The following is a 12,816-nucleotide window of genomic DNA, read 5'->3' as shown; positions in this document are numbered from 1 at the left end:
CGCTGTAGCAGCCACCTCGAAGCGGATTACGAAAGCTGGATATCGGATAGAAGGCACCTGCACAGAAAGATATTCCTGGCACCTTTTCCCGGCGTTGAACACCATGGTATCGGGCCGCACATTGGTCCGAACCATCCCACCCACGCTGCAAGTACGCGTAACGAGTGGCGCTGACCCCCCTGACCTGCGTACCGTGGTGCTGTGCGTGATCAACTGCCTCCCGGTCTGCCGCCAGATCCCTTTGCCGGCGACCCCGCTGACCCGTCCGCGGCACTCGATGCCATCGAGCCGGGTCAACCACTCGACCCCCAAGAACGGCAGGCAGTCGAGGAAGATCTCGCTGACCTGGCCGTATACGAGGCCCTCCTCGCTCATCGTGGCATCCGCGGACTCGTGGTGTGCTGCGAGGACTGCCAACAGGACCACTACCACGACTGGGACATGTTGCGGGCAAACCTGCTTCAGCTCCTCGTCGACGGCACAGTTCGGCCTCACGAACCTGCCTACGATCCCATGCCTGAGGCATATGTCACGTGGGACTACTGCCGTGGATACGCCGACGCATCCATGAACGAAGCGATGCACGGCGACGGATTCGACGCCTGACACGTACCTACAGCCTGATACGTGACAAAAACAGTGGGCCGGCAAGCATTACGCTTGCCGGCCCACTGTTTTTGTAATGATTTGTGTTGGTGCCGAACAGCTCTCGCGAGGCTCAGGACGGCGTGTTCACACTCGGCGACGTTGTTGTCGTCCTCGACGAGGACGGGGTAGTTGTCGTCGGCAACGTTGTCGTTGTTGTTGTCGTCGGGTTCGCCGACGGACTCGGGACGGTTGACGACGGCGCAACTATCGCAGGGTTGGGCGTCGATGTCGTCGGATTGGTACCCGGCAACTCGGGATCCGAGGTCGGGCCAGGCAAAACGGGAATCGACGTCACCGGCGGGGGCTCGATCGTTGTCAGCCCGTCAGTTGTGGTCGACGTCGGCGGGGCAGCCTGAGTAGTTGTTTCCTGAACCTGGGTCATCAACTTGCCCCAGCGTTCTACGAGATCCGCCTTCGCCTGCGAATCCTTCACCGCACCGGCACGCTGGGCAGCGTTGTCCAGAACCTTCTTCGCTTCGGGAATATCCCCGGCGGCCAACAACCGCTCAGCCTTCTCGAGCTCGGATGTGGTGTCGATCTTCGCGACAGTCGAATTCGCTTCTTCCGCGAAGACAACCTGCTTCACACCCCACAGTGCGTCGCCCGGTTCAGCCCCGTACGTGAGCATCGAGCCGCCACCGATCACCACCGCTGCGACAGCTGCCGCAGCGGCAACGGGACGCAGCAGCCGAAGACGTGAACGCGAACGCGCGCGATCGGCAATGCTGGGGGGCGCTGATTCGATAGCGGCGATCACTTCGTCGAGAAGTGGGCCCTCCGGCATCGGAGTCGACACGACGTCATCGCGCCACTTCGACAGAATCAACGCCAGTTCGTACTGCTCAGTGCTATCGGTTGCTACCGGCCCACCACGGGAAATTGCCTCGATCAGCGCGTCGTCGCGCCGAACCGCAGCCAGATCCACCGGTGCACCGTCGTCGGCGAGACCGGCTGTGAGGTCATCGAGATCGGAAGGATCACGATTCTCGTCTCTAGCCATAGCTCTCACCCGCTTTCGTTACTACTTTTTTCAGTTTCGCGATCGCCCTGTGCTGGGCGACTCGTACAGCTCCGGCGGTGCTCCCGACGGCGGCGGCCGTTTCTTCAGCCGACAGTCCGACAACCAACCGGAGAATCAAGATCTCTCGATGCTTCTCCGGCAAGGTGCCGAGCAGTTCCTGCATGTGCCGGCTGGATTCCGAATCGAGTGCTCGCTGCTCGGGTCCATCGTCAAGTGCAATTACATCCGGTACTTCGGCAACGGGCTCCGACTTGTTACGGGCGGAGCTTCGATGGGCGTCAGCAACCTTGTGTGCAGCAATGCCGTACACAAAAGCCATGAAGGGGCGTCCCTGATCTTGATAACGCGGCAACGCGGTCATCACGGCGAGACACACCTCCTGCGCGACGTCGTCGGCCGACAAGTGGCCTCTCTCCGCCGCACCCACCCGACCACGGCAATAGCGCACCACCATTGGTCGAATGTTTTCCAAAACCAAAGCTAGAGCTGTACGGTCGCCCTGCGCTGCAGCGGCGACCGCGGAGTCCAACTCATCGCTCGTATTTGTCATCGTCAGCGAAAATCCTGGCGTTACAGTGGCACTTCCCGAGCGGGTGTGCTTCCACTAACAGCGGAACCCTCTAAGAGTAACCATCCAGACCGACTGGTCCGCGCAGGCCTGGCCCGCCGCGGCAATGTTTCGACGCATACAACTCGTCGGCTACCGCGTGGCACACCTCACAGAGACATATCGGTGGCACACCTCACAGGGACATATCGCGGAATACTCCCCCGCGTGCCCCCACCGCAGCGCCGAGCGCGGCCGAATTCGGTGTCGTGGCGATTCCGCTCACACCCTCGATCAGCATCGATGACGCCCACGCCAAAGGTAGTAATCCAGACGAACGACACTCGTCGAACACTTCACCCGCAAGCATTGCCGCCTGGCCCGGTTCGAAACCTGTCAGCGCCGCGCATCGCAAGAGGTTCGACTTGACCTTGTGCCTGAGCGAATCACAATCGGCAGCGAGTGCGACAGCGCGTTCAGCATGTCGAAGCGCCCGCGTGAAATCACCGGAAGCGAGCGCAAGTTCAGCTGAGACCCACTCGAGCCTGATCAACTGACGCCACAACTGCGCCGGCCGGCCTTCCGAACGGTTGATCTGCTCCGCACAGCGCTCGAGCAGGCGCCATCCCAGTGCCAGGCGGCCCTGACCGAGGGCATCGGCCGCAAGACCGGTCAACGCGTCACAGGCGGCCGCGACCAACTCAGGAGAGTCGCCTCGTCCGGCAACAATGGCAAAAGCGCGCCCGTCGTCGTACGACGCCATCCCATGCCAGCCCGTCTGCCGCAGGAACGACGCCCGCGTGCTTGCGGACAACGAGGCGTACACGCAGTCGCCATCTGTGGCGAGGCCGGCGGTGCGCCGATCCACCACGTTCAAGGCGGCACGCGCCTGCGCATAACGCCCCTGGCCACCGAGGGCGACGGCCGTCAACCACCACTGTTCGATGGTTGCCGGAGCGGCCAGCGGCGCACGTCCGGGGTCCGCCCCGAATGCCACGGACAGAAGAGTTGTCGACACGGTCAAATCATTGCAGTGCCCTCCACCACAGAGCGCTGCGAGGGGACCGAAAGATGCGACACCCGTGATTCCGCACCCATTCACCAAATGTTCAACTGAAATTGAAAATTGCATTTTCTCGGATTATTAACGAATGCATATCCATTAGGTTAACTACGGGTTACCTAATGGACAAACGTCCAAAGTGCGATTTGGGAACTTAGTCCCAATTCAGTCATTCGAAGGTCGCGCTAGAACGCCGACGATCACCGACAGTCGCGAGCGATTCAACTTTGTCCATAATACGAATAGTCCCCCTGATCTGCCACTTCAGACGAAACATATCTGCAGAACTTTACACATCACTCGATACTGTCAATCGTTCGGCAACGGCTCACTTACACACGAGGGGGTCGAAATGTAAATATTTCTCTCGTTAAATCTTGCTTTGCGAGATATGCCGCTCACCACGCATCGAGGCTATTGACGCGATTTACTCAGCACCCTTACGGTTAGCAAGCGCGAACGATAGAAAGCCCGGATAATCTTCGGGCTACTTGGTCCGCTCGTTGATCACGACGAGCTTGCAGTAAGGAGTCAACATGCCTGCACCTAATCATCTTCCCGGGCCGAACGCAGACATCTGGGACTGGCAGATGCACGGACTGTGCCGCGGAGTCGACTCCTCGATGTTCTTTCACCCGGACGGCGAACGCGGACGAGCCCGAGCGCAACGCGAAACACGAGCCAAGGAAATGTGCCACCAGTGCCCGGTTCTCATTCAGTGCCGCTCTCACGCACTGACCGTCTCCGAGCCGTACGGCATCTGGGGCGGGATGTCGGAAACCGAACGCGAACTGTATGCACGCCACCGACGGAACGGCCGCCTGGCGTCGTAAAACCTCGTAGGTAAAACTCTCGTAGGTAAAACTCGAGTCTCCCCCTCCCCGCACTGCACGAACTGCTTACCCAGCAGACCGAGACCAGAGAGCCCCCGACGAACTCGGGGGCTTTCTCGTGTCTCGGGGACTTTCTCGTGTCTCGGGCTCTTTTCGTATCTCGACCCATCCACCTCACTGCTGGCTCCGAATGCCTTGTACGGAACGTGCACACCGGCACTTCATTTACGGAAGGCAGACCCATGAACACCACCACTCGAGTTCTGGCAGTCACGGCAGCAGCGTCGTTCGCACTCGTCGGCGTAGTCGGTTGTTCCTCCGACAGCGATGATTCGTCTGATTCCACGTCGAGCGCTGCAACAACAACCTCGAGCATGTCGATGACGACTTCCAGTGCAATGGCAGACCCCGCATCGGATCTGGTCGGGGCAGGTTGCGCGGACTACGCAGCGGCAGTGCCCACCGGCGCCGGCTCCGTCAGCGGAATGGCGCAGGACCCGGTTGTGACAGCCGCGTCGAACAATCCCCTCCTCACCACACTGACCGCTGCCGTATCCGGTCAGCTCAATCCGGACGTCAACCTGGTCGACACCCTCAACGGTGGTGAGTTCACCGTCTTCGCTCCCGTCGACGCCGCATTCGCGAAAATCGACCCAGCCACAATCGACAGCCTCAAGACCGACAGCGCAACGCTGACGAAGATCCTCACCTACCACGTGGTTCCCGGTCAGATCGCTCCCGCCGATATCGACGGCACCCACCCCACCGCCGAGGGTGGAACGGTCACCGTCACCGGATCGGGCGACAACATCAAGGTCAATGACGCAACCGTCCTCTGCGGTGGTGTCAAGACCGCAAATGCAACCGTCTACCTCATCGATTCGGTGTTGATGCCGCAGTAATCCCCCTTGCTGTGCGCCTTTGTCAACCGCGGGCGATTGAGAAGGGCGCACAGCAGTAGCGGCGGGCCAACAGAAAAGAACCGGACATGCACGCTACGGTTGTAGTCGATGAAACAACACGAACCTTCGGGGCGGGATTACTCAGCGCGGGTGAGCCACGCGACGTGAGTGAACCGAACGAGGCCCCAGAGCACACCGACGCTTGTCCGATCGACAATTCTGCAGCCCGCACCGCCCGGACCACGGAATCCCGCGAACTCGCGCGAATCCTCGTGAATGTCGCTGGTGGCGATCAAACGGCATTCGCCGAGTTCTACGACCGGACCAGTGCACGCGTGTACGGGATGGTTCTCCGGGTCCTTCGCGATCCGGGGTTCTCCGAAGAAACTGTTCAAGAGGTGTATCTCCAAGCCTGGAAAACGGTGGACACCTTCGATCCGGTCCGCGGGTCGGCGTTATCCTGGCTACTCACTCTTGCTCACCGGCGAGCTGTGGACCGGGTTCGGTCGGAGCAATCGAGTTCGGATCGACAGGCTCTGTACGACACCACAAATTCGACACCCGAATTCGACGTCGTCAGTGAAGAAGTCGCTCGCAAAGACGAACATCGCGCCGTCACCGACTGTTTGGAATCGGTGACGGCAACCCAGCGAGAAGCATTGACACTGGCGTACTACGGCGGGCGAACGTACCGCGAAGTAGCCGAAGACCTCGGCGTGGCGATTCCCACGATAAAGTCACGAATCCGCGACGGATTACTGCGGCTACGCAGATGTCTGGGGGTGAACTGAGATGGACGAACAGCTGATCGGCTGGGCATACCCCTACGCGATCGATGCCCTCGACCTCGATGAACGTCGGGCCGTCGACGTTCTCCTGGAAGGCACCGACGCGGCCACCCGAGCGGAATTCGAATCTCAGGTCCGGCTCGCCGCCGAGACGATGGCCGTTCTGAGCATCGTCGACGCAGTCGAACCTCCGCCGGCGCTCCGCGTTCGCCTACTCGACGTTATCGCCGAGACTCCACAATCGCCGGAAGTGGCTCCGCCGGTCTCCCTTGCCAGTCGACGTAAGCGTCGACGCCCATGGACCATCGCACTAGCCGCTGCTGCGGCGGTGGTCATCGTGGCCGGGGGTATCGGAATCGGCGTCCAGATCACCGACAACACTCCGTCGCCGACCACTGTTTCGGAGATCATGGCCGCGCCCGATATGCACTCGACCACGTTGGACGTACCCGGCGGCGGCACCGCGACAACGGCGTTTTCGCCGTCCGAAGATGCCGCGGTGTTGACGATGAACGGTGTGACTCCCCCGAGCCCGGACCAGGTTTATCAGATGTGGCTGGTCTCGCCGGACGGTAACACCATGATCCCGAAGGGCACGATGGCACCGGCTGACGTCAAACCGACGACTCAGGTTGTCCTCGACGACATCGGGCCGAACACAAGACTCGCTTTTACGATCGAGCCTCCCGGTGGATCTACTCAGCCGACGGGCGATCCGTTCGCCATCATTCCGCTCGTCTGAGCAGCAACCGAAAAAAGCGATCCCCCACCAACTTTCGGCGGGGGATCGCTTTTCGTGCGTGAAACCTAGTGGCTGTGACCGTGTCCGGTGTCAGCTACTTCTTCGGTCGGCTTCTCGACAACGGCGCTCTCGGTGGTCAGGATCATCCGAGCAACGGAAGCGGCGTTGACCACTGCCGAGCGGGTGACCTTGACGGGGTCGATGACGCCGTCGGCGAGCAGGTCGCCGTACGTGAGGGTCGCGGCGTTGAAGCCGTGGCCCTTGGGGAGATCCGCAACCTTGCTGACAACGACGGAACCGTCGATGCCGGCGTTGGAGGCGATCCAGAACAGCGGCGCGTTGAGCGCTGCGCGGACCACTGCGACGCCGGTGGCTTCGTCACCGGTGAAGCCGAGGTTGTCGGCGAGCTCGACGCCGGCCTGAACGAGTGCCGATCCACCGCCGGGGACGATGCCCTCGGCGACAGCAGCCTTGGCTGCATTGACGGCGTCTTCGACGCGGAACTTACGTTCCTTGAGGTCGGTCTCGGTGGCTGCGCCGACCTTGATGACCGCAACTCCGCCGGACAGCTTCGCCAGACGCTCTTCGAGCTTCTCGCGATCCCAGTCGGAATCGGTGTTCTCGATCTCGCGGCGAAGCTGCGCAACGCGGGTCGCGATGTCGTCTGCCGTGCCTGCGCCGTCGACGATGACGGTCTCGTCCTTGGTCACGACAACGCGGCGTGCGCCGCCGAGCAGGTCGAGTCCGGCTTCCTTGAGGGAGAGTCCGACGTCGGTGTTGATGACGGTGCCTGCGGTGACAACGGCAAGATCGTCGAGGAACGCCTTGCGACGGTCACCGAAGAACGGTGCCTTCACGGCGACGGCCTTGATCGTCTTGCGGATGGAGTTGACCACCAGGGTGGAGAGAACTTCACCCTCGACGTCCTCGGCGATGATCAAGAGCGGCTTGCCGGATTCGGCAACCTTCTCGAGCAGCGGCAGGAAGTCGGGAAGTGAGCTGATCTTCTCGCGGAAGAGCAGGATCAGCGCGTCTTCGTAGACGGCCTTCTGCGAATCGATGTCGGTGACGAAGTAGGGCGAGAGGTAGCCCTTGTCGAACTGAACACCTTCGGTGACAACGAGTTCGGTTGCGACGGTGGAGGATTCCTCGACCGTGACGACACCGTCGGTGCCGACGCGGGTGAGCGCTTCGCCGACCATTTCGCCGATTTCCTCGTCGCGCGAGGAGACGGTGGCAACCTGAGCGATGGACTTCTTGCCCTCGACCGGAGTTGCTGCGGCGATGAGCGCCTCGACGACCTTGTCTGCGGCAGCATTGATTCCGACGCCGAGTGCCATCGGGTTTGCGCCCGCGGCGATGTTCTTGAGGCCGCCGCGCACGATCGCCTGAGCGAGAACCGTAGCGGTGGTGGTGCCGTCGCCGGCAACATCGTTGGTCTTGGTGGCGACACTCTTGACGAGCTGTGCGCCGAGGTTCTCGAAGGGATCTTCGAGGTCGATCTCACGGGCGATGCTCACACCGTCGTTGGTAACGGTGGGGCCGCCGAATGCCTTGGCGAGCACGACGTGGCGTCCACGCGGGCCCAAGGTCACCTTGACGGCGTCGGCGAGCTTGTCGACGCCTGCTTCGAGAGCACGCCGCGCGGTCTCGTTGAACGCAATTTGCTTGGACATCTGTTCTGTCAGCTCCTGAATCTTCGGGGCGTGAACGCATTCCGCCCCGGGATCCTGTGTGGACTCCGGGGCGGATCACGTGTGTCTTACTTGGAGACGACAGCCAGCACGTCGCGTGCCGACAGAATCAGGTACTCCTGGCCGGCGTACTTGATCTCGGTTCCGCCGTACTTGGAGTAGATGACCGTGTCACCCTCCTTGACGTCGACCGGGATGCGGTTGCCCTGCTCGTTGACGCGGCCTTCGCCGACTGCAACGACGGTGCCCTCCTGGGGCTTTTCCTTGGCTGTGTCAGGAATGACCAGGCCGGAAGCCGTCGTCGTTTCAGCCTCGTTGGCCTGGACGAGGATCTTGTCCTCGAGCGGCTTGATGTTGACGCTCGCCACGATGAGCCCTCCATGGGTATGTGCGCCCGAGGGTTGCTCGAGACGCGATTGGGTTTGACGTTTACGGCGCGTCACTGCAGTCCCGTCGTCGCGGGTGCCGGAACTCGATCAGCGCCAATTGGCACTCTATACGTGAGAGTGCCAACCCTCAAGGACTGGGCGGGTTTTTTCTCTTCGTCCTCAGCGAAATCAGACCCACGTCCAATTTGTTCACCTATTGTTCATTCGTGACGAACATCAACCGCCGTAGTTTCCTGACCTTTGCCGGACTCGGCGCCGTGGGCGCCGTAGGTCTGAGCGCCAAGCCATGGGGACTGCAATATGCCGGCGCCGCTCCCCTCCCTACGTCGGGTGCGGGCACCACACTCGACGCAGTCGCGACGCCGATCGGCAGCAGCGGCTACCGCAAACTCGGAGCCGGACCTGGCTGGGCGAACATCGTGCGCGGTGAACTCGCCGAGCCCAAGTCCGGACGCGAAGACCGTCGCACTGCATTGGCGTCCATTGTGCAGTTGACCGACGTGCACATCCTCGACGCGCAGTCGCCGATGCGCTTCGAATACGTCCACCAGATCACCGGTTCCGCTTTCCGTCCTCAGGAAACTCTGACTGCGCACGGACTGATTTCCCTTGTCCGAAGCGTCAATTCCATCGGATGTGGTCCGCACACAGCACGGCCGTTCGACGCGGTTGTCACCACCGGCGACAACACGGACAACAAGGAACATGCCGAACTCGACTGGTTCCTGACTGCACTCAACGGCGGCACGATCGTTGCGAACACCGGTGCAAAAGACCGCTACGAAGGCGTCCAGAACTCCGGGGCCGATCTGTACTGGAACCCCGAATCTCCGATGCTCGACATGTACAAGAAGGCGGGCTTCCCCGAGATCCCCAATTTCTTCGGAGCCGCATTCACCCCTGTCTCGAGCCCTGGCCTGAACACTCCCTGGTACTGCGTGTTCGGCAACCACGACGATTCGGTGTCCGGCACCGTTCCCAGTGGCATCCCGCCGCTCGAGGCCATGTACACCGGATCGCTCAAGTTCGAGGTTCCCGGTTCACCGGAACAGGCCAAGCAGATCGACATCGCCACCAAGTTCGATCCGAGCGCGATTCCGGGCATTCTGTCCGCTTTCACGACGCCTCCGCGCCAGGTCACCCCCGACCCGGCACGTGCGCCCTTCACACCGAAGCAGTTCATCGCTGCGCATCTCGATCCGGCGCACACGGGTCCGGGTCCGGTCGGTCACGGATTCGCACCGGACGCCGATCACACCGGCATCGGCTACTACTCCTTCGAAATCGCTCCCGGCGTCGTCGGAATCAGCATGGACTCCACCAACCGTGCCGGCTTTGTCGACGGTTCACTGGGCGCAGCGCAGTTCCGCTGGATCGAGGACACCCTTCGGGCGGGCAGCAGCACGTTCTTCGACGCCGCGGGGTCGAAGATCACGCAGTCCCGCGACGACACCTACTTCGTGTTGTTCAGCCACCACACGAGCGACACGATGGACAACGTCATCCCCGACCCCGAGAACATCCTCGAGCCACGATTTCGTGGTTCGCAGCTTCTCGACCTCCTGCACCGCTTCCCCAACGTTCTTGCCTGGGTCAACGGCCACACTCACGAGAACAAGATCACCCCGTGGCCCGGCGTCACGCCGGAGCAGGGATTCTGGGAGATCAACACCGCGTCGCACATCGACTTCCCGCAACTCGGCCGGATCATCGAAATCGCGGACAACGGAGACGGCACCGTCTCGCTGCTCGCGACGCTCTTCGAGGCCGAGAGTCCGTACTCGGTCGATCACAGTGACAAGTCACCCGAGGGCCTGGCATCGCTGTACCGCGAACTGTCCTTCAACGACATTCACCGCGATCCCAAGCTGACCGGCGCCGGTGTCGATCAGAACGTCGAATTGCTGGTTCCTGTCATTCGCTAGCGTCTTCTGACTTCGTCTGCCGTGTCCTGTGTTGCTTGGACCAGGACACGGCAGCAACCACAAAGCGGACGCCGAAGCCGATCAGCACCAGGTTGCAGACGATCTGAAGTGACACCAATGCCCTGGCCAGGTCGGTTTTTGCGGCGATGTCCCCGAATCCGACGGTCGAGAACACTGACAGCGAGAAATAGAGCGCGGCCATTCTCGACAAGGGTTCGGTGAAACTTGTCGGGTCCGCGCGCGCGACCACAAAATAGGTCATCGAGACGATCAGAAGATACGTCGGCACTACAACCGACGCCGCCTCGACGGCCTGCAGCGCCGGCACATCCGAATTCAGGATCCGCTTGATCTGCCAGGCCGCGACACCCAGCACGGCGGCAGCGCCCGCAATCAGTAGCGCAAACGCGCTGACGGTGTGTGCGTCAGTCCATGGCAACAGGAAATAGGCACAACCCAACGCGATGACCGTCAGCACCGGTCTCAGGACCGCCCCCGCGATCAATCGGCGGCGTTGACGCGTATCCATCTGCCGAGAATCGACTTTTTTCCGCATACTTCAATATTCGGCAATCCCGCTGGTAAAACCACCGTTTCGGTACGAAAAGTTCTCCTCCTCACAGAAAACCGACGCGCAATCGTGCCGATCGTTCTGTAACGTTCATGTAACGGCGAACGATATGACGTCACAGAAACACCTGCGAGGGGGTGCAAGATGGGTTCATCACTGGGAATGTCGACGGGTTCGTCAGGCGTCTACTCCGCGCTCGTCGATACCGATTCCGCAGAAGCCACACCCGGTAGTTTGCCTGCCGAAACACGATTCGTCTCCGCCGATCAGGTCAACACAAATGTCGGAGACTTGGTGCGCGCGTCGATCAAGCTGATGACCACCCAGGTCTCCGATCGCGCCGCTGCCCCTCGATCCATCGGGGTCACATACTCGACCGACCAACAGCTCACGAGCATCCGATCCTCGCTTGCGAAGTCGCCGAACCGCGTTCGGCTCATCCCCGAACCCGCCGCGGTGCACGCCTATCTCGCCGAAACGGGCAAGACTGCACGCTACGACACCACCGCGCAGATAGACCTCGGCGATAACGGCCTGAGCGTGTCCGTGGTCGATCACAGCGGCGAGGTCCTCATCTCCGAACGCACCGACGCTCTGGCCGGCGCCGGCATCGACGCAGCCCTCGTCGCGTTTGTCACCGACAAGTACCCTCATCCGCTCGGCCGATACACCGACACCGAACTACTGGTGTCGCGCTGCCATGTCGCCAAGGAACAACTCTCCACCACGCGCAGCGTCACGATCGACCTGCCACGTGGGCCCATCACGATCACCCGGGACGAGTTCGAGGACATCATCGGCGCAGATGTCGAGCGCGCACTCACCCTGATCCGCAGCGTCCTGAGCGCAGCGCCACACTCTGTCGAAGCCATTGTCCTCATCGGCGGCGGCGCCCATATCCCCACTGTGCGTACGGCAATCGCAGACGCCGCACGAGTCCCGATAGTCGAATTCGACGAGCCGGAAGCAGCCGCAGCCAAAGGTGCTGCGCTACTTGCAGATTCCGTGACGTCATTGCGTTACCCGTTGGCAGGTTCGGAAACTTCCGAGCGCATCCGTCCGGCCGCCAAAGCGTCGGGCGCGCTGATCGGCGCACTGGTGGTCGGTGGACTCGTATTGGGTTATGCCGCCAAGGAAGTCGTCCCGACCGACAACACGCCGATTTCGCCGGTCGGCACCGGATCTACCACGACACACACCACAACGGACGTCGTTCCGAGCACCGGTTCCACAGTCATCCCATCAAACGACCCCGTTCCCACGGTTGCGCACACAACAGTCCCCTACCGGGCGCAGCCCTACGGAACACAGCCGTACGGAACACAGCCCTACGGAACACAGTCGTACGAGACGCATCAGTTCACGTTGTCGCCCGCGCCGCCGTCGGACACCGCCACAGCGACGACAACCGTTCCGCCCACAACCACGACCAGCGTCCCGGTCCGGCCGACACTTCCCGGCATAACGCTGCCCGATACGCCGTCGTGGTGGCCGGAAAATCTGCCACAGATACCGGGCGGACCGCCGGAACTTGCCCCAGGCGAAGGCGGAAACGCTGGTTCCGGTTCGACCGAGACCACCGCCGAGACTCCCACACAGTCCGTATCACCTGAGCCGACGACAGAGAATGCGGCGCCGACGGAGAACGCGGCGCCGACCCCTACCGATCACGCGCCTGTACCGGTCGGCTGAC

At 61.7% G+C, this 12,816-nt stretch carries 13 protein-coding genes; 7 read left to right on the top strand and 6 right to left on the bottom strand.

Features of this window, described 5'->3' with window-relative positions; genetic code table 11:
• Positions 1–201: 201 nt before the first annotated feature.
• Entirely contained in the window at positions 202–606 is a 405-nt protein-coding gene (locus V2B23_RS27260) for a DUF5319 domain-containing protein (protein ID WP_033231326.1), read from the top strand.
• A 112-nt stretch (positions 607–718) separates the two neighbouring features.
• On the opposite strand, the gene V2B23_RS27255 is transcribed toward V2B23_RS27260, so the two are convergent.
• The 3 genes from V2B23_RS27255 to V2B23_RS27245 form a co-directional block, all read right to left on the bottom strand.
• Positions 719–1,648 (bottom strand): anti-sigma-D factor RsdA, encoded by a 930-nt coding sequence (locus V2B23_RS27255; RefSeq protein WP_430953133.1) that lies wholly within the window; start codon positions 1,646–1,648, stop codon positions 719–721.
• Positions 1,641–2,219: a sigma-70 family RNA polymerase sigma factor gene (locus V2B23_RS27250; protein ID WP_033231328.1), complete on the bottom strand. Its 579-nt coding sequence runs from the start codon at positions 2,217–2,219 to the stop codon at positions 1,641–1,643. The genes V2B23_RS27255 and V2B23_RS27250 overlap by 8 nt, the downstream gene beginning before the upstream one ends.
• 193 nt (positions 2,220–2,412) lie before the next feature.
• Entirely contained in the window at positions 2,413–3,234 is an 822-nt protein-coding gene (locus V2B23_RS27245) for a hypothetical protein (RefSeq protein WP_430953132.1), read from the bottom strand.
• A gap of 581 nt (positions 3,235–3,815) precedes the next feature.
• Here V2B23_RS27245 and V2B23_RS27240 point away from each other — a divergent pair.
• The 4 genes from V2B23_RS27240 (at position 3,816) to V2B23_RS27225 (ending at position 6,544) form a co-directional block, all read left to right on the top strand.
• Positions 3,816–4,112, top strand: a complete 297-nt coding sequence (locus tag V2B23_RS27240) for a WhiB family transcriptional regulator (protein WP_033231330.1) — start codon at positions 3,816–3,818, stop codon at positions 4,110–4,112.
• 242 nt (positions 4,113–4,354) lie between these two features.
• A complete protein-coding gene (locus tag V2B23_RS27235; RefSeq protein WP_430953131.1) occupies positions 4,355–5,014 on the top strand; it encodes a fasciclin domain-containing protein in 660 nt (219 codons plus the stop codon).
• Between the two features lie 86 nt (positions 5,015–5,100).
• Positions 5,101–5,805: a sigma-70 family RNA polymerase sigma factor gene (locus V2B23_RS27230; RefSeq protein WP_430953130.1), complete on the top strand. Its 705-nt coding sequence runs from the start codon at positions 5,101–5,103 to the stop codon at positions 5,803–5,805.
• 1 nt (position 5,806) lies between these two features.
• A complete protein-coding gene (locus tag V2B23_RS27225; RefSeq protein WP_430953129.1) occupies positions 5,807–6,544 on the top strand; it encodes an anti-sigma factor in 738 nt (245 codons plus the stop codon).
• Positions 6,545–6,609: 65 nt separating this feature from the next.
• Here the strand turns inward: V2B23_RS27225 and groL are convergent, their stop codons facing one another.
• The gene (groL, locus tag V2B23_RS27220) at positions 6,610–8,220 is read right to left on the bottom strand and encodes a chaperonin GroEL (RefSeq protein ID WP_430953128.1); all 1,611 of its coding nucleotides are present in this window, start codon (positions 8,218–8,220) and stop codon (positions 6,610–6,612) included.
• An 86-nt stretch (positions 8,221–8,306) separates the two neighbouring features.
• On the bottom strand, positions 8,307–8,606 hold the full coding sequence (gene groES / locus V2B23_RS27215; RefSeq protein WP_003940763.1) for a co-chaperone GroES: 300 nt from the start codon (positions 8,604–8,606) through the stop codon (positions 8,307–8,309).
• Positions 8,607–8,833: 227 nt separating this feature from the next.
• Here groES and V2B23_RS27210 point away from each other — a divergent pair, with 227 nt between their 5' ends.
• On the top strand, positions 8,834–10,552 hold the full coding sequence (locus tag V2B23_RS27210) for a TIGR03767 family metallophosphoesterase (RefSeq protein ID WP_430953127.1): 1,719 nt from the start codon (positions 8,834–8,836) through the stop codon (positions 10,550–10,552).
• Here V2B23_RS27210 and V2B23_RS27205 read toward each other — a convergent pair.
• Complete coding sequence (locus tag V2B23_RS27205; RefSeq protein WP_430953126.1) at positions 10,542–11,081, bottom strand: potassium channel family protein; 540 nt, start codon at positions 11,079–11,081, stop codon at positions 10,542–10,544. The two genes, V2B23_RS27210 and V2B23_RS27205, sit on opposite strands and share 11 nt — an antisense overlap.
• Before the next feature lie 186 nt (positions 11,082–11,267).
• On the opposite strand from V2B23_RS27205, the gene V2B23_RS27200 reads away from it, so the two are divergent.
• Positions 11,268–12,815 carry an Hsp70 family protein gene (locus tag V2B23_RS27200; protein WP_430953125.1) on the top strand — a complete coding sequence of 516 codons (1,548 nt, stop codon included), beginning with the start codon at positions 11,268–11,270 and terminating at the stop codon, positions 12,813–12,815.
• Position 12,816 lies beyond the last annotated feature (1 nt).

Source organism: Rhodococcus sp. 24CO (assembly GCF_050586165.1).
Classification (GTDB): domain Bacteria; phylum Actinomycetota; class Actinomycetes; order Mycobacteriales; family Mycobacteriaceae; genus Rhodococcus_F.
Note: the sequence above shows the minus strand (reverse complement) of the source record. Positions and strands in the feature narration are given on the sequence as shown.